The sequence below is a fragment of the Bacillus sp. XB1 genome, from assembly GCF_053557995.1.
Genome location: NZ_JBNRIL010000001.1, coordinates 1,466,516 through 1,488,687, shown reverse-complemented (window position 1 = coordinate 1,488,687; position 22,172 = coordinate 1,466,516). Strand labels below are relative to the sequence as shown.

General features: G+C 34.5%; 19 protein-coding genes and 2 pseudogenes. 17 read left to right on the top strand and 4 right to left on the bottom strand.

Features of this window, described 5'->3' with window-relative positions:
- Positions 1–45: 45 nt before the first annotated feature.
- The 5 genes from casK to adhP all read left to right on the top strand — a co-directional run bounded on the left by casK (position 46) and on the right by adhP (position 5,210).
- Positions 46–1,143 (top strand): two-component system sensor histidine kinase CasK, encoded by a 1,098-nt coding sequence (gene casK / locus ACK1U5_RS07450; RefSeq protein WP_170962673.1) that lies wholly within the window; start codon positions 46–48, stop codon positions 1,141–1,143.
- A gap of 14 nt (positions 1,144–1,157) precedes the next feature.
- Entirely contained in the window at positions 1,158–1,799 is a 642-nt protein-coding gene (gene casR / locus ACK1U5_RS07445; protein WP_069604971.1) for a two-component system response regulator CasR, read from the top strand.
- Between the two features lie 203 nt (positions 1,800–2,002).
- The gene (locus tag ACK1U5_RS07440; RefSeq protein ID WP_001119646.1) at positions 2,003–2,857 is read left to right on the top strand and encodes a MurR/RpiR family transcriptional regulator; all 855 of its coding nucleotides are present in this window, start codon (positions 2,003–2,005) and stop codon (positions 2,855–2,857) included.
- 164 nt (positions 2,858–3,021) lie between these two features.
- Complete coding sequence (locus ACK1U5_RS07435; RefSeq protein ID WP_088045977.1) at positions 3,022–3,879, top strand: PhzF family phenazine biosynthesis protein; 858 nt, start codon at positions 3,022–3,024, stop codon at positions 3,877–3,879.
- A gap of 293 nt (positions 3,880–4,172) precedes the next feature.
- A complete protein-coding gene (adhP, locus tag ACK1U5_RS07430; RefSeq protein WP_069604973.1) occupies positions 4,173–5,210 on the top strand; it encodes an alcohol dehydrogenase AdhP in 1,038 nt (345 codons plus the stop codon).
- A gap of 150 nt (positions 5,211–5,360) precedes the next feature.
- Here the strand turns inward: adhP and ACK1U5_RS07425 are convergent, their stop codons facing one another.
- Complete coding sequence (locus ACK1U5_RS07425) at positions 5,361–6,380, bottom strand: ABC transporter permease (RefSeq protein ID WP_061139342.1); 1,020 nt, start codon at positions 6,378–6,380, stop codon at positions 5,361–5,363.
- The gene (locus ACK1U5_RS07420; RefSeq protein ID WP_000932684.1) at positions 6,377–7,279 is read right to left on the bottom strand and encodes an ABC transporter permease subunit; all 903 of its coding nucleotides are present in this window, start codon (positions 7,277–7,279) and stop codon (positions 6,377–6,379) included. Before ACK1U5_RS07420 ends, ACK1U5_RS07425 begins: the two co-directional genes overlap by 4 nt.
- Positions 7,280–7,842: 563 nt before the next feature.
- Here ACK1U5_RS07420 and gntK point away from each other — a divergent pair.
- Genes gntK through gnd form a run of 3 tightly spaced genes read left to right on the top strand, consistent with a single transcriptional unit; the run spans position 7,843 to position 11,660 of the window.
- Positions 7,843–9,381, top strand: a complete 1,539-nt coding sequence (gntK, locus tag ACK1U5_RS07415; RefSeq protein WP_000450001.1) for a gluconokinase — start codon at positions 7,843–7,845, stop codon at positions 9,379–9,381.
- Between the two features lie 14 nt (positions 9,382–9,395).
- Positions 9,396–10,745 (top strand): GntP family permease, encoded by a 1,350-nt coding sequence (locus tag ACK1U5_RS07410; protein WP_000260202.1) that lies wholly within the window; start codon positions 9,396–9,398, stop codon positions 10,743–10,745.
- 18 nt (positions 10,746–10,763) lie between these two features.
- On the top strand, positions 10,764–11,660 hold the full coding sequence (gene gnd / locus ACK1U5_RS07405) for a phosphogluconate dehydrogenase (NAD(+)-dependent, decarboxylating) (protein WP_000765995.1): 897 nt from the start codon (positions 10,764–10,766) through the stop codon (positions 11,658–11,660).
- 114 nt (positions 11,661–11,774) lie between these two features.
- On the opposite strand, the pseudogene ACK1U5_RS07400 reads toward gnd, so the two are convergent.
- Positions 11,775–11,854 (bottom strand): annotated as a pseudogene (locus ACK1U5_RS07400) (DUF2711 domain-containing protein); the annotation flags it as partial.
- 139 nt (positions 11,855–11,993) lie between these two features.
- Here ACK1U5_RS07400 and ACK1U5_RS07395 point away from each other — a divergent pair.
- The 3 genes from ACK1U5_RS07395 (at position 11,994) to ACK1U5_RS07385 (ending at position 15,084) form a co-directional block, all read left to right on the top strand.
- Positions 11,994–13,214: a glycosyltransferase family 2 protein gene (locus ACK1U5_RS07395; protein ID WP_061139339.1), complete on the top strand. Its 1,221-nt coding sequence runs from the start codon at positions 11,994–11,996 to the stop codon at positions 13,212–13,214.
- Between the two features lie 34 nt (positions 13,215–13,248).
- Positions 13,249–14,403 (top strand): hypothetical protein, encoded by a 1,155-nt coding sequence (locus tag ACK1U5_RS07390; RefSeq protein WP_061139338.1) that lies wholly within the window; start codon positions 13,249–13,251, stop codon positions 14,401–14,403.
- A 144-nt stretch (positions 14,404–14,547) separates the two neighbouring features.
- Positions 14,548–15,084, top strand: coding sequence for an NADPH-dependent FMN reductase (locus ACK1U5_RS07385; RefSeq protein ID WP_000780355.1), 537 nt, complete (start codon positions 14,548–14,550; stop codon positions 15,082–15,084).
- A gap of 426 nt (positions 15,085–15,510) precedes the next feature.
- On the opposite strand, the gene ACK1U5_RS07380 is transcribed toward ACK1U5_RS07385, so the two are convergent.
- Positions 15,511–16,320, bottom strand: coding sequence for a class I SAM-dependent methyltransferase (locus ACK1U5_RS07380; protein ID WP_000651153.1), 810 nt, complete (start codon positions 16,318–16,320; stop codon positions 15,511–15,513).
- A 132-nt stretch (positions 16,321–16,452) separates the two neighbouring features.
- Here ACK1U5_RS07380 and ACK1U5_RS07375 point away from each other — a divergent pair.
- The 6 genes and pseudogenes from ACK1U5_RS07375 to ACK1U5_RS07350 form a co-directional block, all read left to right on the top strand.
- Positions 16,453–16,950, top strand: a pseudogene (locus tag ACK1U5_RS07375) (MFS transporter); the annotation flags it as partial.
- A 64-nt stretch (positions 16,951–17,014) separates the two neighbouring features.
- On the top strand, positions 17,015–17,572 hold the full coding sequence (locus ACK1U5_RS07370) for a YdcF family protein (protein ID WP_003312004.1): 558 nt from the start codon (positions 17,015–17,017) through the stop codon (positions 17,570–17,572).
- A gap of 100 nt (positions 17,573–17,672) precedes the next feature.
- Positions 17,673–18,620, top strand: coding sequence for an ABC transporter ATP-binding protein (locus tag ACK1U5_RS07365; RefSeq protein WP_145962409.1), 948 nt, complete (start codon positions 17,673–17,675; stop codon positions 18,618–18,620).
- Positions 18,621–18,623: 3 nt separating this feature from the next.
- The gene (locus ACK1U5_RS07360) at positions 18,624–20,135 is read left to right on the top strand and encodes an ABC transporter permease/substrate-binding protein (protein WP_113710716.1); all 1,512 of its coding nucleotides are present in this window, start codon (positions 18,624–18,626) and stop codon (positions 20,133–20,135) included.
- 213 nt (positions 20,136–20,348) lie between these two features.
- The gene (locus ACK1U5_RS07355; protein ID WP_448814784.1) at positions 20,349–21,776 is read left to right on the top strand and encodes a basic amino acid/polyamine antiporter; all 1,428 of its coding nucleotides are present in this window, start codon (positions 20,349–20,351) and stop codon (positions 21,774–21,776) included.
- A 77-nt stretch (positions 21,777–21,853) separates the two neighbouring features.
- Positions 21,854–22,114 carry a hypothetical protein gene (locus ACK1U5_RS07350; RefSeq protein WP_000391445.1) on the top strand — a complete coding sequence of 87 codons (261 nt, stop codon included), beginning with the start codon at positions 21,854–21,856 and terminating at the stop codon, positions 22,112–22,114.
- The last annotated feature ends 58 nt before the right edge of the window (positions 22,115–22,172 follow it).

The following is a 22,172-nucleotide window of genomic DNA, read 5'->3' as shown; positions in this document are numbered from 1 at the left end:
TTATAATTGTAGTTGGTGATGAGAATGAACTTTGAAGAAAAAGAGATGCGTCGTTTAGAAGCATTAAAAGAAATTGCTGAATTATTAAATGAAGCAACAAACTTACAGGATATGTTAGAAAAAGTGTTGCATACATTGTTACAAGTAATGAATTTACAAACAGGGTGGATATTCTTTATTGATGAAAGTGGAAAGCACAGCATGCTTGTAGACGAAAATTTACCAGAGGCTCTTACGTGGCAAAAGAAGAAGCCGATGTGTGAAGGAAACTGTTGGTGTGTAGAACGTTTTGTAAATGGGAGATTGGAAAAAGCGACTAATATTATTGAATGTAAGCGAATAGAAGATGCAATTGAATGTAATTGGGGAGAGACAGAAGATGTTACACATCATGCGACTATTCCGCTTAGGTCTGGATTAGAAAAATTTGGTCTACTAAATGTGGCTGCACCTCATAAAACTTATTTTTCAGAGGAAGAGTTAGCGTTATTAGAATCAATTGCATTTCAAATTGGAACGACAATACAACGTATTCAATTAGTTGAGAAAGAACGTAAATATGTAGTGGTAGCGGAAAGAAATCGACTTGCACGTGATTTACATGATTCAGTAAAACAATTGTTATTTTCTATTATGCTAACAGCGAAAGGTACTCTGAATATGACGCAAGATAGAGAATTGCAAGAGATGTTAAGTTATATTGGAGAATTATCACAAGAAGCATTACAAGAGATGACGCTATTAATTTGGCAATTAAGACCTGAAGGATTAGAGAAAGGATTAGCGGAAGCAATTCAAAATTACGGGAAGTTATTAGGAGTTCAAGTGGAAGTTCGAATTGATGGGATGGTTTCAATTGGGGATGAAATAGAAGAAGTTTTATGGCGTATTAGCCAAGAGGCGCTACATAATTGTAAAAAGCATGCTTCGTGTGAAAAGGTACATGTTCTTTTAAAAATAGAAAATAACCAGTTACATTTTTACATAGAAGATAATGGAATAGGATTTATACAAGAACAAGTAAGGGAATCAGCACTTGGTCTGAAAAGTATGAAGGAACGTATTCAGTTAATGAAGGGATCGTTTCAAATTATAACGGAGCTGAAAAAGGGTACAAAAATAGAAATTCAATTGCCGATTTGAAGGGGAGAATAAGGTTGAAGATTAAACTGCTACTAGTTGAGGATCATCATATCGTTCGAAGAGGACTTGTATTCTTTTTGAAAACGAGAGAAGAATTTGAAATTATTGGGGAAGCGGAAAATGGCGAAGAGGCATTACATTTCGTGCAAAAAGAAAAACCAGATGTCGTGCTAATGGATGTATCGATGCCGAAAATGGATGGAATTGAGGCAACAAAACGTCTAAAGCAATACGATGAGACGATAAAGGTACTTATATTAAGTAGTTTTTCAGAGCAAGATTATGTTATACCAGCACTTGAAGCTGGAGCAGATGGTTATCAATTAAAAGAAGTACAACCTGAGCAACTTGTCGCTTCTATTATTGCAATACATCAAGGAAATGCGAATTTTCACCCGAAAGTAACACCTGCATTAATGGGGCGTTCTGCAGTAAAGAAGGAAGTAGAAAATCCTTTTTCAATGTTAACGAAAAGAGAGCAAGAGGTACTTCGCGAAATTGCGAAAGGAAGAAGCAACAAGGAGATTGCAGCAGAACTTCATATTACAGAACAAACTGTGAAAACACACGTTTCAAACGTTTTAGCTAAATTGGAAGTGGATGATCGTACGCAAGCCGCATTATACGCAGTGAAACATGGAGAGAATTATTCATAAGCATGAATAATTCTGTTATATCGTATGACAGAATACATAGGAGCAATTAAAAATTATAGTAATCCCTAATATAGGTTTTTCTTCTTTCGATAATTAGGTACAATAAAGTGAAACTCTAATCAGTGGAGGACCATCCCCACTGATGATTAGTTTAACTAATCGGTTTTACAGGATAAAGCTACGATGGAAGGGGAGGATATGCTATGCCTGGTACAAGAAGTGGGATTGGAAAGATTCAGGCTTCGTTAAATGGTTTATCACCGAAATTGCGAAGTATTGCCGAACATATTTTGAAACATCCACAAGATGTTGTACATAAATCTATTACAGAATTAGCTGAAGTTACGAATAGTTCCGAAGCTACGATATTCCGCTTATGTAAAAACCTTGGTTTGCAAGGTTTTCAAGATTTAAAGATTACATTAGCTCGTGAAATTGTACATACACCGATGCAAAATATCCATGAAGAGGTATCAGCAGAAGATAGTATGGTAACTGTTGCTAAAAAAGTTTTTCATTCGCATATTACAGGACTGCAAGATACTTTACATTTGCTTAATGAAACGGCACTTGAGCAGGCTGTACGAGCCTTACAAGAAGCAAGTCGAATTGAGTTTTATGGAAATGGTGGCTCTGGTATTATTGCAATGGATGCGTATCATAAGTTTATGAGAACGGGTATTTCTTGTATCGCTCATACTGATTCGCATTTTCAAATTATGGGGGCAGGTTTACTCTCGGAAAATTCAGTTGTTATTGGTATTTCTCATTCTGGTAGCAATAAAGGATTACTTGAAGCGTTAGAAGTAGCGAAAGCAAGAGGAGCCAAAATTATTGCGATTACGAGCTATAAGAAATCAGCATTAAGTCAACTTGCTGATATAACGTTATATACATCAACACGTGAGACTGAATTCCGCACAGAAGCAAGTTCATCACGATTAGCACAGTTAAGCTTATTAGATACTTTGTATGTAGGGTTGTCGTTGCAGCGACAAGAGGAAACTCTAAAAAATTTACAAAGTATACGTGAAACGATTTCGATGAAGCGAATATAAAAAAAGCTCTTCAAATGAAGAGCTTTCAGACTGTAGACAAACTATTTTTGGAGAGTTCAAATGCTAAAAATAGTTTGTCTCTTAATTTATAGATAATTTATCCAATAGCATTTATATGTAGTTCTGTCTATACTACAATTTACTATAAGTGAGGAAGGTGTCTTATGAAAATATCTGTTTATGTTGCAAGTGCATTTAGCAAGGATCATAAAGGCGGAAATAAAGCAGGAGTGGTATTTATTGAGAATACATTGACCACTACTCAAAAAATGGAAGTAGCCAAACAACTGGGCTATGCGGAAACCGCATTTATATCAGAATCTGAAATTGCTGATTATAAATTTGAGTATTTTACACCAAAAGAAGAAGTTGATTTATGTGGTCATGCCACAATTGGCTCTTTCGCGATACTGATGCATTTAAATAAACTTTTCAGGAATCGCTATACGATTGAAACGAACAGCGGTGTTCTTACTATTACTATAAAAGATGACATCATATTCATGGAACAAAATAAACCGATATTCTATGATGTTGTATCTCCAAACGAGTTCATCGACTGTTTTGATAGTAAAGATATAGAAAATAAATACCCAATTCAAATTGTCTCCACGGGCTTAAAAGATATTTTAATTCCTATAAAAAGCGAAACACAATTACATGCACTGCAACCTAATTTTGAAAAAATTAAAGAAATCAGCAAGTATTATAATGTTGTCGGGATGCATCTATATACTTTTAATGACAATCGAATTATATGCAGAAATTTTGCTCCGCTATACGACATTAATGAAGAAGCAGCGACTGGAACTTCGAACGGTGCATTAGCTTGCTATCTTTATGAACAGGACTACTTGAAAAAAGAAGTCTATGTATTTGAACAAGGTTATTCTTTACACTCGCCTTCTGAAATATTAGTTAAATTAGCAACCAATAGCAAAAATAAAATAGAAAAAGTTTATGTTGGTGGCAAAGGATATTACTGTGAAACTAAGTGTTTACATGTAGAAAATATTGAGTGAAGAGCTTTTTTATCGGTGAGAAGTTTGTTAATTTATTTTGTTTTAGAAATATGTGACTTACTTATAGTCAATGATAAACTCTCATTTTTAAAAATTTAAAATAAAGACCGATTTGTGTAATAATTCAAATATTGTTCATAATTTCACAAGTTGTTTATGAAGTGTCATGTTATGATGAAGATGTAATGATGATTGAACACTTAAATTTGGTAGAATAACTAGCCAAAGTAGTGAAGAAAGTAGTTGTGAGATAAACTCATTAAAATGCTAAAACACTAAAGGGGAGATCACATATGAAAGCAGTAGTGGTTAATAAAAACAGCAAAGCAAACATCGAAGTGATTGACAAAGAATTACGTCCGTTACACTCAGGTGAAGCGTTAGTAGATGTAGAGTATTGTGGAGTTTGCCACACTGATTTACACGTTGCGAATCATGATTTTGGTAACACTGATGGCCGTATTCTTGGTCATGAGGGTGTAGGTATTGTTACGAAAATAGCTGATGATGTTACTTCACTAAAGATAGGTGACCGTGTAAGTATTGCATGGATGTTCCAATCTTGTGGACGTTGTGAATATTGCGTAACTGGTAGAGAAACATTTTGCCGTGAAGTTAAAAACGCTGGTTATTCAGTGGATGGTGGTATGGCTGAACAATGTATCGTTACAGCTGATTATGCGGTAAAAGTACCAGAAGGATTAGATCCTGCTCAAGCATCATCAATTACTTGTGCTGGTGTAACTACATATAAAGCTATTAAAGTATCAGATATTAAACCTAGTCAACCTATTGTAATCTATGGCTGCGGTGGATTAGGTAACTTAGCTATCCAATATGCTAAAAATGTATTTGGTGCAAGGGTAATCGCAGTAGATATTAATGACGACAAATTAGCCTTAGCGAAAGAAGTTGGTGCTGATATGACTATCAATCCAATTTCTCAAGGTCCTGCTGATAAAATTGTGCAAGAGGAGTTTGGTGGCGCTTATGCTGCGGTAGTAACAGCAGTCTCTAAAGTAGCCTTTAACTCAGCAGTTGATGCAGTACGTGCTTGCGGTAAAGTAGTTGCAGTAGGGCTACCAGTAGAAACAATGGACTTAAACATCCCACGACTTGTACTGGATGGAATTGAAGTAGTTGGTTCTCTAGTTGGTACTCGTAAAGATTTGGAAGAGGCGTTTATGTTCGGGGCAGAAGGAAAAGTAGTGCCAGTTGTTCAAACTTGTTCTCTAGATAAAGTACAAAATGTATTCGAAGAAATGGAACAAGGTAGAATTCAAGGGCGTATGGTAATTGATTTTAAAAAACATAATTGTGATTGCAAATAATTCACTTTAAATATAAAAAGCATGAGTCTAGCAAAGGACATGTAAAAAAGTTAGACAGTATAAGAAGATGATCCCTGTATTTAATAGGGTTCATCTTCTTTATTTTCTACTAATATCAATGCCAATTAATACTTGATTAATGAGAAATGATTAAAGGTTTACTTTATTTGCAAACGAAAAGGAATCTTTATGTTTAACAATTTTTTTATGATCTGGAACGTTTTGAATTGCTACAATTTGCGAATCTCTTACTTTCAGTGCATCTTGAATCCCGATGGTCATAAGCTTAATAAATAGAATCGTAATAAAGAATGAAGCGAGAGTATAAAAAATAATCCACCATGAAAGATTCATTTCATTACGATTTAATCCAATAAGACCTGCCCAATCATTAGATAGAGAAACAGGTTTGAGCACTCCGTCATAGAGTTCACGCATTTGTATGCCACCAATTACAATGTTAAGCAACGCTAAATGGATAACGAGTATGAGTGTTTGGACGATATGTTCCATAAATAATACAAATAAGCGGTCAAGTAATAAGACTCGTAAGTGTTTTTTCATAATATGAAAACGACTAGCCCCCAGTAATTGTGAACTTAAGATGTAATCTTGTTTCATAAATTCATCAACCTCTGAGGATATGTATAAAGAAAGTGTAGGCAGAGCGACGAAAATAAGTACGAGTACTTGATAAAACGTAAATGAAATATTTGGATCTACCCCATCAGCATTTGATGTGATTATAATATTAACGGGCGTGATGAGTATGAATGCGATAAATAGAGTTGGAATATAATAAAAAACTTCTGAGCATGACTGGAAAAATCTCTTGAGTTTTGGAGCAAATAAACTTAAGAGGATTCCTATACATGTTCCGCATAAAATTCGAAAGAAGCTAATTGCCACGGCTAATAAAATAGTGAATTTTGCTCCTTCTACAATTTGTAAGAAAACAGACTCTCCAAAACGATCAGATCCAAAAGGTGGAATTAACGATGGCGGAAAGGGGGCCTTTCCAAGTAATTCGTTATTTTCATTGTAAAGTAACTGAGGAGGTTTTGGGATGTTATCTTTAAAGAACCAACTATAAATAAAACTAGCTGAAATAAGTATGAATAGATAAGCAAAGCCGATTAAAAAGCGTTTTGATTTCCAAATAGATTTCATAATGATACTCCTTTCAATTGCTTTTTCCATCTATTCATCATGAATGAGACTATTTGGAAAATGGCGTAAAATGGTAAAACAATCATAACAAGTATGATAAATGCAGCTGGAGGTGAAACAAACGCCTTATTAAATAAAAATTGAATAATGCCTTCCATATTAAAAACAAATTCTAAAATGAATAAATTAGAAAGTAAGAAAACAAAAATCGTTTTTAAATGGTGGAAGAAGTGGATAGATATATTTTTGAATAAATGAATGCATAGTATATAACTTGATGAAAGGCCTTTTCCATATGCAACCTCTACGTAATGTTTTCCTTGCTCTTCTTTTATGTATAACACCATCATCCGAAACATTTGTAATGTAGGTAAGACAGCTAATGATAAAATAGGAAGTAAATAAGCTCGATTTTCATTAAAAGAAATAATAGTGACAGGAGATTCCCCAAATTTCTGAAGTACCCATATGAAAAATATTTGCAAACAAATCATCATCATCATATCAGGGACAGCTTCTAATATGAACACAATTCGGTTTATCCATTTTTTTATATAATCTTTTGCTAAAAAATAAAAAAATGCCATGCTAGATGATAAAAAGAGAGCAAGAAAAAAGGCTAAAAATAATATAGTAAATGAATATAGGTAAGGTTCTAAAACAGTTGGAAATAATGGTGTTTTTTTGAAATGGCCAAACTTCGGGTCTGATCCTATAATCACTAATGATTCAGGGGAAAAAACCTGTTTTAACATAGTAACGGTCTGATTAAAAAAATAAATTGGTTGAAAGGTAAATCCTTGTTGAGTGATAAATAAATAAGGTAAATTTAATAATAGTAAGAGTGATAAAAGAATTGATGAAAGCTTAATTGTGAATTGAGATATTTTATTTAACATTAAATCCCTCCGACATCTTTTTACAACATTATACAATAAATTTCATGTTATTGTTTTTATTTTTCTGAAAAATAAAAATACTTTTCGGTTTTATAGTATGCAAGATATATTTACAAGATAAAAAAGTGATAGTAGGGGGCCGCGCTCTATGTTTATCAAGATAAAAGGACTAGTGAACCTAAAACAATAAACAAGAGCAAAATGCACAGAATTCTCATTCTGCGGTTAGTTACTTTTCTTGGCTTGATGGTGATGTTACGTGAATCCTAAAAATGAATATTGCGTTTCAACTCTTTCTTCATGCAAATAAGTAGAACGTATGGAGGAGTATGTATGTATTGTTAATGGGAGGAAAGAGTGTATTGCGTAACGAATATAACGTAAGTTTACCGCATGGAAAAGCTAAATGTAGTATATAAGTGAAATGGAATGAGGGGATTTATTTTTTTGGTATGAAAAAAATTTTCTTTGTATAACTTGATAAATGAAAAAATATTTTATATACTAATTCATGTAAACGGTTTACTAAATCGTATTTTGCTAGAAATGAAGGGAAGATTCGCATGGAAACAAGGGGGAGAGTAATCGGGATTGATATCGGTACCACAAGTACAAAAACGGTTGTGTTCACAGAAAAAGGAAAAGTCATTGCATCACATGCAATCGATTACCCAATTATTCAACCGAATGTAGGATGGGCTGAGCAAGATCCTGATGTAATATGTGCCGCTGTATACAAAAGTGTAAGCGTTGCCATTGAAAAAGGTAATGTATTACCAGAAGATATTTCTTCAATCGGTATTAGTACAGCTATGCACGCATTAATTGCAGTAGATGAAAATGGTGCGCCATTAACGCGTTCTATCATTTGGGCAGATAATCGAAGTACGAAGCAATCAGAAAAATTATTACAACAAATGAATGGGCATGAAATTTATAGACGTACAGGTACACCGATTCATCCGATGTCACCACTTTCTAAATTGTTATGGATGAAAGAAGAGGAACCAGAGTTATATACAAGTGCCTATAAATTCATTTCCATTAAAGAGTATGTGATTTACCAATTATTTTCACGCTACGTAGTTGATTATTCGATTGCTTCTGCTACAGGGTTATTTAATTTAGAAACATTAAACTGGGATGAAGATGTTTTAACTATGTTACATATGTCACCAGAACAATTATCAACCCCAGTACCAACTACATATATTTTATCGGGTATGAAACGAGAAATAGCACAAAAGATGGGTATTCGTGAAGATACTCCAGTTGTTATTGGTGCAAGTGATGGTGTTCTTGCGAATGTAGGCGTTGGGGCAATATCGCCTGGCTCAGCTGCGATTACGATTGGAACGAGTGGTGCAGTTCGAACAATCTCATCAAATATAAATACAGATGAGAAAGGGAGAACGTTTTGTTACGCATTAACAGATGAGCACTGGGTAATCGGTGGTCCAACGAATAACGGCGGAATATTACTGAGATGGTTACGTGATGAATTTGGTAGTCCAGAGCAAGAAGTAGCAAGAAAGCTCGGCATTGATCCTTATGATTTATTAATTAAATATGCAGAAAGCGTACCAGCTGGAGCGGATGGGCTATTGTTCTTACCTTTCTTATCTGGAGAACGCGCACCTTACTGGAATGCAAATGCTCGTGGTACATTCTTTGGAATCAATCTTCAGCATAAGCGAGAACATTTTATACGTGCAGTGATGGAAGGTGTTTGTATGAGTGTATATTCAGTAGCACTCGCAATCAGGGATTGTACAGGGCCACTTACTGAAATACGAGTTTCAGGAGGGTTTGCAAAATCTGCATTTTGGAGACAAATGTTGTCCGATATGATGGGAAAAGAATTGCTTGTACCTGAAAGTCATGAAGCATCTGCGCTTGGGGCAGCGGCAGTTGCTTTGTATGCTGTAGGAAAAATTGATTCTCTTGAAGAGGTAAAGGATTGGATTGATATTGTCCATCATCATGTACCGAATAAAGAAAATACGGCTATATATTTAGAAATGTTTTATATGTATGAACGACTTTACAATCGCTTGAAAGAAGAATTTGATTGTATAGCTGCTTTCCAACGTAAAAAATAGGGGGATTGGGAGAAATGGTAGTTGGGATCGTACTAGCGGCAGTTGTCATACTACTTTTACTTATTACGGTAGTAAAATGGCATCCATTTGTCGCATTAATTTTAACAGCAATTGGTGTAGGATTAGCAATGGGAATGCCTTTAATTGGAACTTCACCAAAAGATCCAGGGATTATTGATTCTATTAAACTAGGGCTTGGTAATACGTTAGGATTTTTAGCAATAGTTTTAGCACTAGGAACGATGCTTGGAAAAATGATGGCCGAATCTGGTGGTGCTGAACGTATCGCTAACACATTAATTAATCGTTTTGGGAAGAAACGAGTTCACTGGGCGATGATGTTCGTTGCATTTTTAGTAGGGATTCCGGTATTTTTCCAAGTTGGATTTGTACTATTAATTCCGTTAGTATTTACAATTGCATTAGAAACAGGGGTATCACTTATTACAATCGGTATCCCGCTAGTAGCAGGACTATCCGTTGTGCACGGACTAGTGCCGCCGCATCCAGCGGCAATGGCGGCAGTTGGTATTTTTAAAGCAGATGTAGGGAAGACAATTTTATATGCATTAATTGTCGGACTTCCAACTGCAATTATTTCAGGTCCACTTTACGGGAAATGGATTGGTGCTCGTATACATAAGGAAGTACCATTAGATATAGCGGAGCAATTTATTGAAAAAGATAATAAAAAAGAGCTTCCAAGCTTTGGGAATACATTGTTTACAATTTTACTTCCAGTATTTCTTATGCTTGGTGCATCAATAGCGGAAGTTGCATTAAATAAAACAAGTCAACTAGCACAAGTATTACACTTTATTGGAGATCCGATTGTCGCTTTATTAATTGCAACCATTTACTCTTTCTTTAGTCTTGGATATGCAAAAGGTTTCTCAAAAGATAAAGTGTTACAATTTACAAATGATTGCCTTGGACCTATTGCAAACATATTGTTAGTGATTGGTGCAGGCGGCGCATTTAATAAAGTACTATTAGATTCTGGAATTGGAACGACAATTGCAGATATGGCGAAAGAATCACATATTTCACCGATATTATTAGGGTGGGGAATTGCGGCACTTATTCGAATTGCAACTGGATCGGCAACTGTTTCTATGATGACAGCAGCTGGTATTGTTGCGCCGATTGCAGCAAGCACACCAGGTGTAAATGTTGAATTATTAGCACTTGCAACAGGCGCAGGTTCATTAATTTTATCACACGTGAATGATTCAGGATTTTGGATGATTAAAGAGTATTTCGGAATGACTGTGAAAGAAACATTATTAACATGGACTGCAATGGAGACTATATTATCTGTAGTAGCACTTGGGCTAATTTCGATATTAAATATATTTGTATAGAATAGGAGATTGATTAATATGAAACTAGGTTTAATTGGATTAGGAAAAATGGGATTCCCATTAGCTGAACACTTATATGAAGACAAGCATGAAGTAGTAGTATACGATGTAAATAAAGAGCTTGTTGAAAAGGCAGGAAAACTAGGAATTACTGCACGTCATACATTAAAAGAAATGATCGCTGAACTAGAAGCTCCTCGTACAATTTGGGTAATGGTGCCTGCAGGAGAAGTTGTAGAGTCAGTACTAAAAGATGTTTATCCGTTATTAGATGAAGGTGATATCGTTATTGAAGGCGGAAATTCATTCTATAAAGATACGTTACGCCGTGCTGAAGAAGCAAAAAGCTTCGGATTACATTATGTAGATATCGGTACATCAGGCGGTGTAGAAGGAGCTAGATACGGTGCTTGCTTAATGGTTGGTGGAGAAAAAGAAATTTACGACCAATTAGAACCTTTATTTAAAGATTTAGCAGTAGAAAATGGCTATTCTTATGCTGGCCGTGTTGGTAGTGGTCATTTCTTAAAAATGGTTCATAACGGTATTGAGTACGGCATGATGCAAGCAATCGCTGAAGGATTTGAAGTACTAGATAAGAGTGACTTTGATTTCAATTATGAAGATGTTGCAAAAGTATGGGCGAACGGATCAGTTATCCGTGGTTGGTTAATGGACTTAACTGAAAAAGCATTTGCAGAAGATCCGAAACTAGATGGCATTAAAGGTGTAATGAACTCTTCAGGAGAAGGAAAATGGACTGTTGAAACTGCACTTGAACTTCAAGCTGCAGCACCAGTAATCGCTATGTCATTATTTATGCGCTATCGTTCTCAGGAAGATGATACATTCCATGGAAAAGTAGTTTCAGCACTACGTAATCAGTTCGGTGGACATGAAGTTGTGAAAAAATAAGGATGTTTTTGAAAAGAAACTTGTGCATAAGCGCAAGTTTCTTTTTTATAGTTTAAGAAACTACTAATTTAAAAATACCAATCAATCATCGTTTTTTTGTCACAAATGACACTAACCTCCTCTTAGACTTTGAAATGTACGGATTCCCGCATTATGTTTTTTGTATTGATTGTATCAAATATAAAGCGCTGCATGAAATATGTCCCAACATAAAAGTAAGAATAAATAAAATGAAGTTTTCATAAATAGTAAAAGGGTGCTTATGTCATCAGTATAGCTAAGAAATGTTGTTACATATGAGAAGAGCGTGTTAATAAAATATGAGGTGGTTAAATGGAAAATGAGCAAGTGAAGTCTGTAAAGGAAGAAAAAAAGTTATGTCTTTGTATGATCGTCAAAAATGAGTCTAGAATTATGGAAAGATGTTTAAATGCAACAAAATCAATTGTAGACTTTGTTTCTATTTGTGATACTGGATCGACGGATAATACGCCTGAAATTATTGAAAATTGGTGTAAGGAAAATGAGATACCTGGGACGGTTCATCATGAGCCGTTTAAAAACTTTGGTTATAACAGAAGCTTAGCTGTTTCGTTAGCGCAAAAAACATACCCAGAAGCAGATTATTTATTAATATTAGATGCAGATATGATTTTAGAGGTTGGTCCGAATTTCGATAAAACGAGCTTAGCGGAAGATCATTATCTTACATTACAATATGATGTTCATATTAAATATTGGCTTACGCGTCTTTTAAAAGCTTCTTTACCATGGAAATCTGTCGGTGTTACTCATGAGTATTGGGATATAGATCGTTCAAAAGTTGGAGCGAATTACAATACGAGGGTAGCTCGGTTAGAGACTCTTGTCGTGAATGATCCCGGAGATGGCGGGAGCAAAGCTGATAAATTTGAAAGAGATGAGAGGTTGTTGTTACAAGGAATAAACGACCCAGAAACAACGCCAGATTTGCATATAAGATATTTATTTTATTTAGCTCAGACTTATTTTCATTTAAGTCAATTTGAGAATTCAATTAAATGGTATAAAAAACGAGTGGAAGCAGGAGGATGGGTTGAAGAGGTATTCTATTCGTTATTGCGAATAGGATTTTGTTATGAGCAGTTAGCAAATCGTTCAGCAAATAAACAAAATGAAGTGACAGATGCTGATGAAAAAGAAACTGTTAAAGGGCAAGAAGAGCAATATTTAGCATTAGCTGTTTTTTATTTTCAAAAAGCTTGGGAATATAGACCAACCCGGGCTGAACCATTATACCAACTTGCAAGGTTGTATCGATTACGATCTCAAAACAATATTGCTTTGATGTACGCTCTGCAAGGGAAGGAAATTCCTTTTCCAAAGGATGATCTTCTATTTGTAGATTATCATGTGTATGATTACTTATTTGACTATGAAATTTCTATTAGTGCTTTCTATATACCTCATAAAAAACATTTAGGGGCGGTATCGCAAAAGTATTTGGAATCGATAAAAGAAAAGATTCCATTTCATATAGCAAATATAGTAGAGAATAATGCGAAATTTTATTAAATACATTTTCGGTTAAAGGAGTAGTGGAGTAATCATGGAATTAATGAGATGGGCGATTGAACTAGGAGAATCGGTGCATGGAAATACGTATGAAGAATTGATGCCACTACTAGACTATTATTATGATCGTGATCATTTAAAAGCGTATTGTATCGCAAATCTTCTTTTAAACATGGATGTATTAGATGAGGACCGGGAAAGAATCGAATTAAGAAGATGTATCGCTGCTTATTATGCTGGATTATATAAAGTAGCAAGAAAACATGCAAATGAGTTGGTACTTAAACATCCAGATGTAGATTTATATAAAAATAATTTAAGATTAATGGAAGTTTATTTGAATAAAGAATATGATTATTGTCTTTTTATATGCCCAAAGACATACGGTAGTTTCATAGATGTTGCGCGAGCTTTAAAGTGGCGGTTGGAGCAGGAGGGTAATACAGTAATTATATCAGAAACAATACTGGAAAATGCAAAGAATACAGTTGTTTTTGGAGCACATACATACGCATATAACCCGAATCTTCTTCCGAAAGATGCAATTATTTATAATTTAGAACAGCTATACGAAGGAAGTCCATATGCGCATCCCCTTTATTTAATATTATTAAAAGATAGAGTGATTTGGGATTATAGTAAACAAAATATAGAATGGCTTCAACATAAAGGGGTAGGAAAAGAAATAAAACATGTAGAAATGAACTATGCTCCAACTTTGGAAATAAAAAAAGATGCGTTTGAAGATGAGATTATTGAAGATATTGATATTCTGTTTATAGGTGCTCTTAATCCGAGGCGACAAGCTATTTTTGATCATCTAAAAGCGATTGCCCCGAATTTAAATATAGTTTTTAAAAATAATGCGTGGGGAATTGTTAGAAATGAATTGATTGCTAGAGCTAAAATTATATTAAATATTCATTTTTACTTATCAGGAATTCTTGAAACACCTCGCGTGTCTTATGCAGTTGCGAATAAGAAATTTATTATTTCCGAAAATAGTAATCCAGAAGATGAGGTAGAGTGGCCAGGAATTGTATTTACTCCGTACGAAAAAATAATTGAAAACGTAATGAAATATATAGAATTACCAGAAGAACGGAAAAGATTAGCGGAAAAAGCATATAATCATTTTGAAGCAAATGAAAGTTTAGGTACATTGAGCATGAGAGATGAATCAAAGTAATTGTACGAAACTCATACGAAAGTATGAGTTCTTTTTTGTTTATCATACTATTTTATGAAACAAGTTAACTCTTTATATTGTGTTTTGTATAGAAATTTCTGATAATATATAAGTAGAACTTGAAAACAAAGGGGAGAAATAATCATGAAACTAGTCGTTATTAACGGTACACCAAGAAAATTTGGTAGAACTCGCGTGGTGGCAAAATATATTGCGGATCAATTTGAAGGGGAATTATATGATTTAGCAATTGAGGAGTTACCTTTATACAATGGAGAAGAGTCGCAACGTGATTTAGAGGCAGTAAAAAAATTAAAAACGTTAGTGAAAGCTGCGGATGGGGTTGTATTATGTACACCAGAATATCATAATGCGATGAGCGGTGCGCTGAAAAACTCTTTAGATTACTTAAGTAGTAGTGAATTTATTCATAAACCAGTTGCATTGTTAGCGGTTGCTGGTGGCGGTAAAGGTGGAATAAATGCATTAAACAGCATGCGAACGGTCGCTAGAGGTGTTTATGCAAATGCAATTCCAAAACAAGTTGTGCTTGATGGATTACATGTGCAAGATGGTGAACTTGGGGAAGATGCAAAACCATTAATTCATGATGTAGTTAAAGAATTGAAAGCATATATGAGCGTATATAAAGAGGTGAAAAAACAACTAGGAGTGGAATGATATGTCCTCACTTTATCATGATTCTCGCTTGTATTACATTCTAGGAGCCAATAGTCTATCTGCTATTGGTTCCGGAATTGTATGGTTCGAATAAACCTTCTTTTTCATTATTAATTACTTTCCACTTTATTTCTTCTAGGTAAGGAACTCTTTTTTAAAAAACGAAAAACACCTCCTGAATTTGCATACTAAGTATGCAAATTCAGGAGGTGTTTTTATCATGTACCACTATTCGGGTTCACTTCAGTGAGAAATGCTCTTTTTTAGTGTAATCGTCATAAAAAAGAACGGTTGTTGATCTATTTTATGTAGTAATATAAAAAACAAAAAGAAAGAGCATCTAGAAACGAGGTTTGGTAAGATGTTTTTTTGACATTAACCAGTAGATACAGGGTGATTAGGATAAAGAACTAAAAAGTGTAATAGTTAATATTCTAAATAGTCAGGTTCAATGTATTTTTCTGTTTCAGGTGAGCTTTTAATTTCTATAGGATATTTCTTAAAAGCTACAACAGTAATTCTATCTCCTTGGACTAAACTTCTGGATTCATTTATAGAAGAGAAGCCTGTTCGCGTTAAGAAATTATATAGAGAAGGTTTTGTCATCCAAAAACTAGTAATGTTATCTAATGATGCCCACTTTGATTGTAAACGTTCTTCTAATGATGAATTGGCAGGATGTTCTGGTATTGTGTGTCCCTTATATTCATAATTTTTATAGAATACTGATATATTAGAGGTGTATGCAATATGGGTATCAATTATTACAAATCTTTTGCATACTTCATACAATTTTTCTAAAAAAGGAAATACGTCTGAACTGTCTAAATGGTATAAAATACCAGAACATAAAACGATATCAAATTGACCATATTTTTCAGCACTTAAATTTCTTACATCATCTTGATAAAAGGTTACATTTGCTAAATTTAATGTATCTTTAGCAAATATAGCTTTTTGTATGTTTGATTCTCTTCCTTCAATTCCTACAACGGTTGCTCCTTGCAAAGCAAATTCAATGGCATAATGACCCTCTAAACAAGCTAAATCTAAAATTCGAAGGTTTTTAAAATCACATTGTGTGATATCTTGAATCATTGTCACAATTTTTTTTAATGGAGGATTGGGTTGTCGAATATCCTTTGTATATAGAGTTTCAGTTAATTTAATATCATATGCAGTCCATTCACCATATTTACGAATAATGCTTTCTTTTTCGAAATCAAAATCTTTCATTATACACTTCGCCACCTTTTACATAATATTAGGGTACTATATACTTTTATACGATCAATGTATGTCTGTATAACTTGTATTTAGACGGAGATAAACTTTTTATTTCGCTCAAGTTACATAATTAATAACGAGAGCAGTTTACTAAAAGCCAATGCCTCTGTATACATAATAGAGGGCACGATGTACGGTGTCGGAGCGGTTGTTGCAGGAATCTGTATTCCACTCATAATGAAATATGTAAAAACAGAAGTTTCAATCGTTATGACGATGTTCATTTATGTAATTTCAATTACCGCAATGATTATTGAACCTTCCGTAATTTTCTTATATGGACTTGCAATTTTTCAAGCAGTTGGAAATGCGGGTACAAGAGTGGCGAGAAATGTATTGATGATGGAGGAAATTCCAAACGAAGTAATGGGACGTGTAGACAGCTTATTTCGCCTAATTGGTACTGGAATACGAATTGTATTATTAATGCTGTTTACAGCGGGTGTATCTAAAGCCGGAGTAATGCTTCCGTTTTACGTATTAAGCTGCATATTGATCTTCTCATTAGGAATCGCTATTTATTATGTACTATCACAACGTAAAGTAGCGGCGAATGTTTCTAATAAATCAATCGTTTAAAAAAACACTTCTGCCGCCCTTTCTTTTTCTGTATAATAAAAAGAAAGGGAGTGCAAACTTATTTATGAACAAATGGATCTTTCTTATCATTTTATTATTACCGCCACTATACATCATTTATATGACGTTTAGAATGAACAAAGTTGCTCGTGAAAAGTTGAGCTATCACTCTCCGTACGTTCTTATACTGGGTGCAAAGTTATTTGGAGATAGACCGTCTTTATCTCTTCAAAATCGTTTGGATGTAGCGTTGGAGTATTTATTTTCCCATCCTGAAGCGAAAGTAATTGTTTCAGGTGGTCAAGGAGAAGATGAAGATATACCGGAAGCTCACAGCATGAGAAACTATTTAATGGTACACGGTATAGATGAGAGTCGTATTTTAATAGAAGATCAATCTACAAATACGTATGAAAACTTAAAGTTTAGTATGAATTTATATAATGTGAAACATGCGGTAGTTGTAAGTAATACGTATCATTTATATCGAACGAAAATAATTGCAAAGCGTTTAGGCATGAAGATGGAGGCACTAGCTGCTGAAACACCAATTCGTTCTAAGAGAAAAATGTATGTTCGCGAATATGCTGCTATTATGAAAACAATATTGTTCGACCGTTAGAGCTCAAATGTGAGCTCTTTTTTAATTTAAAAGCGTATCATTTGAAATGAATGCCATATTCCATCAAAATAAAGGAAACAACAGTAAAGGAGTTGTATTTGTGATTCAATTTAATCATGTGTCAAAATCGTATGAAGATGGCACGAAAGCAGTGGATTCATTGCATTTAGAAATTAAAAAGGGAGAATTTTTTGTTCTCATCGGTCCGAGTGGTTGCGGGAAAACAACGACAATGAAGATGATTAATCGTTTAATCGAAACGACTGAAGGATCGATTTTAATCGATGGAAAAGATATTCAACAATATAATATAAACGAATTACGTTGGGATATAGGATACGTGTTGCAACAGATTGCTTTGTTTCCTCATATGACAATTGCTGAAAATATTGCAGTTGTTCCTGAAATGAGGCAATGGAGCAAAAAAGAAATTAAAGCACGCGTCGATGACTTGTTACATATGGTTGGATTAGATCCGGATATTTATCGAAATCGTATGCCTGATGAATTGTCAGGAGGACAAAAACAACGTGTCGGTGTCGTGCGAGCATTAGCCGCAAACCCGAAAATCGTTCTTATGGATGAACCATTTAGTGCGTTAGATCCATTAAGTAGGGAACAGCTTCAGAAGGATATTGTACAGTTGCAAAAAAAGATTCAAAAAACAATCGTGTTCGTAACACATGATATGCAAGAAGCATTATCACTTGGAGATCGCATTTGTATTATGAAAGAAGGAAAAGTTGTTCAACTAGATACACCAGAAGGAATTATACATAATCCGAAAAATGAATTTGTAGAGGAGTTCATTGGAAATCATGGGCGAACTTGGTATGAGGGGAAAAGTGTAGCAGATGTATTGCCACTTGATCAAAGTGTGCAATTAGAAGGGCAGGCGCTATCATTACATTCTTCCTTACAAGAAGCACTAGTTCGTGTGCGTGATGAAGAGGTCGTTCCAGTTGAAGAAAACGGTCAATATATTGGAGCGTTAACAAGTCGTCATATTGTCAATTACATTGTTGAACAAATAAAGGAAAGAGGCTAAACAGTGACTAATTTTATACAAACGTTCCAAGAACGAAAAATAGAATTACTAACTGCATTAAGTGAGCATTTACAAATATCGCTTATTTCATTATTTTTTGCAGTAATTATAGCAGTGCCACTTGGCATCTTATTAACAAGAAAAGAACGAATGGCTGAATTTATAATAGGAACTTCTGCAGTAATGCAGACAGTGCCATCACTTGCATTGCTTGGACTCTTAATTCCGTTAGTAGGAATCGGAAAACTTCCAGCGATTATCGCATTAGTTGTGTATGCACTATTACCTATTTTACGAAATACATATACAGGAATAAGGGAATTAGATGAATCTCTAATAGAAGCCGCGAAAGCTATGGGGATGAATAGTTGGAGAAGATTGTGGAAGGTAGAACTTCCTCTTGCATTGCCTATTATTATGGCCGGTATTCGTACAGCGATGGTATTAATTGTTGGAACGGCTACATTAGCAGCTCTCATTGGTGCTGGTGGGCTCGGTAAGCTTATATTATTAGGTATAGATCGAAATGATCATGCACTTATCATTTTAGGGGCCGTACCAGCCGCGTTACTCGCTTTATTCTTTGATATAGTACTTCGCATACTTGAACGACCAAAACGCTCTTCTAAGCGTGTTATATTGACGATATGTTTTGTTTGTATAATGATTGCTTCTCCACTTCTTTGGAGTACAGAAAAGAAAGATATTGTTATTGCGGGCAAACTTGGATCAGAACCTGAAATTTTAATTCAAATGTATAAGCAGCTTATTGAACAAGATACAGATTTACACGTACAATTAAAACCAGGTCTTGGGAAAACAGCATTTGTATTTGAAGCGTTGAAATCAGGAGAAGTAGATATATACCCAGAATTTTCAGGAACAGCTTTATCTACTTTCGTGAAAGAAGAACCAAAGAGTACAAATCGTGATGAAGTATATGAGCAGGCTCGCATTGGAATGGAAAAGAAATATAATATGATTATGTTGAAGCCAATGGAGTATAACAATACATATGCACTAGCTATGCCGAAAAAAATAGCAGATCAAAAGAATATAAATACAATTTCTGATTTAGGGAATGTTGCGCAGGAAGCCAAAGTAGGATTTACATTGGAATTTGCTGATCGTGAAGATGGTTATAAAGGAATGCAAAAATTATATAACTATAAGTTCTCGAATGTTAAAACGATGGAGCCGAAGCTGCGTTATAGCGCAATTGAATCTGGAGATGTTAACGTAATTGATGCATATTCAACAGATAGTGAATTGGAGCAATACGGACTGAAAGTGCTAAAAGATGATAAAGGGTTATTCCCACCTTATCAAGGAGCACCATTATTAAGAAAAGAAACGTTACAGAAATATCCTGAACTTGAAAAGGTATTAAATAAATTATCTGGAAAGATTACAGATGAAGAAATGCGAAAAATGAATTATGAAGTTAACGTAAATGGTAAAAGTAGTGAAGAAGTCGCAAAACAATTTTTACAAAAAGAGAAGTTACTTCGTTAAATTTACAAGAAATATACAAATTTATATGTTTGAAATGGCCGTTCATTACAAAATGAGCGGTTTTTTTGTGCATACTTATACATTTTTTCAAAAAAGTATTCCATTTTTGCTCATTTTCTTTTAGAATAAGTAATGTTTTCCTGAAAAAATATAAGAGAAACGTCTATTAGAGAAAAAGGTGACTTTAATAGTTGAACGAACATAACACCTAGAATGACAGATGGGGTGGTACAAATAGAAAAGAAGTTAGGATTTTTTCCATTAATCGCATTAGTAGTTGGAACAATGGTTGGTGGCGGTGTTTTTAGTTTACCGCATGATTTAGCAGTAGGAGCAAACAGTGGTGCAATAATAATTGGCTGGTGTATTACAGCGATGGGAATGATTCCACTTGCGCTCGTATATCAAACGTTAGCAAGACAAAAACCGGAACTTGAAGGTGGAATTTATAGTTATGCACGTGCTGGTTTCGGTGAATATATTGGATTTAATAGTGCTTGGGGATATTGGCTAGCAGGAATCTTAGGTAATGTCGCAACAATTATGTTACTGTTTAGTACATTAGGTTATTTCTTTTCAATTTTCAAAGGAGGAAATAATGTTGCGTCTATCGTTGGGGCATCACTTTTATTATGGACACTTCATTTTTTAATTTTATTTGGAATTCGTGAAGCTTCTATTATGAATGTGATCGCAACAATAGGGAAGTTAGTTCCAATCGTTTTATTTATTGTTGTAATGGTAACAGCCTTTCGCTGGGACACATTTACACATGATTTTTGGGGAGAAGGAACGATCTCACTTTCCGCTATACTTGGTCAAGTGAAAAATACAATGCTTGTAACACTTTGGGTTTTCATTGGAGTTGAAGGAGCAGTTGTATTATCTGGAAGAGCGAAGAATAGTCGAGATGTTGGAAAGGCAACAGTATTGGGACTTATTTTAGTAATGTCCATTTATATTTTAATTTCTGTCCTGTCAATGGGAGCTATGACAAGAGGCGAACTTTCTGTGTTAGAAACCCCTTCAATGGGGCATGTATTAGAGCACGTTGTTGGTCCATGGGGTGCAGTTGCGATTAACATCGGATTAGTTGCTTCACTTGTCGGTACATTAATTGGTTGGTTTTTACTTGTTTCTGAAATTTCTCATGTGGCAGGAAAAGATGGCGTATTTCCGAAAGTCTTTACGAAAACAAATAAAAAGCAAACACCGCACATGGCATTATGGATTTCAAATGGTGTTGCCCAAACTATATTTATCATCGTTTTGTTTTCGGAATCAACATATCAAATTATGTATTTCATTGCCTCAACATCAATTTTATTACCATATTTATTATCAGCGTTATTCCAATTTAAATTAGTCATTACAAACGAGCTAAAAGACGCTAAATTAAAAAACGGAGCGTTAGCTTTAATTGCTTCTATTTACTCTGTATGGCTTCTTTATGCAGCTGGTTTAAAGAATTTACTACTCGTTTCAATTGTGTATGGAATTGGAATTATTGTTTACACATTTGCAAGAAAAGAACAAGGGAACCGTTGCTTTGTAGGTGCAGAGAAGTATGTGATGTGGGCAATTATTGTTGCGGCTATCACATCCATATATATGTTATTAACTGGAAATATAAAAATGTAAAAAGTCCTTTTCATTTAAAGGGCTTTTTTCTTTGTTTAGAGAATATTTACTACATAAGATATTCAGGAGGGATGAGAATGGAAGAAAAAGAACAGTTGTCTAGAATAATTGATTTAGCTAGTGAGTTAAGGAAAGTATTAGTGCAAGAATCTTTTTTTAATCATCATCCTGAACTAAGAGGAGTCATTGAAAATTTAGCAAGTTCTGTTGAAAATTTGGCGGAATTACAAATAAGTAAAGATGAAAACGCTGAAGATCGATTACGTTACGTACTTGCGAAAATGAAAATTGCTCATAATGCAATTTTACAGGAGAAAAAAGCATTTCCTTCTCATTAATATAAGTTTTTATTTTGAACCTGGCGGATAACGTCAGGTTTTTTATTTCTAGTTTTTC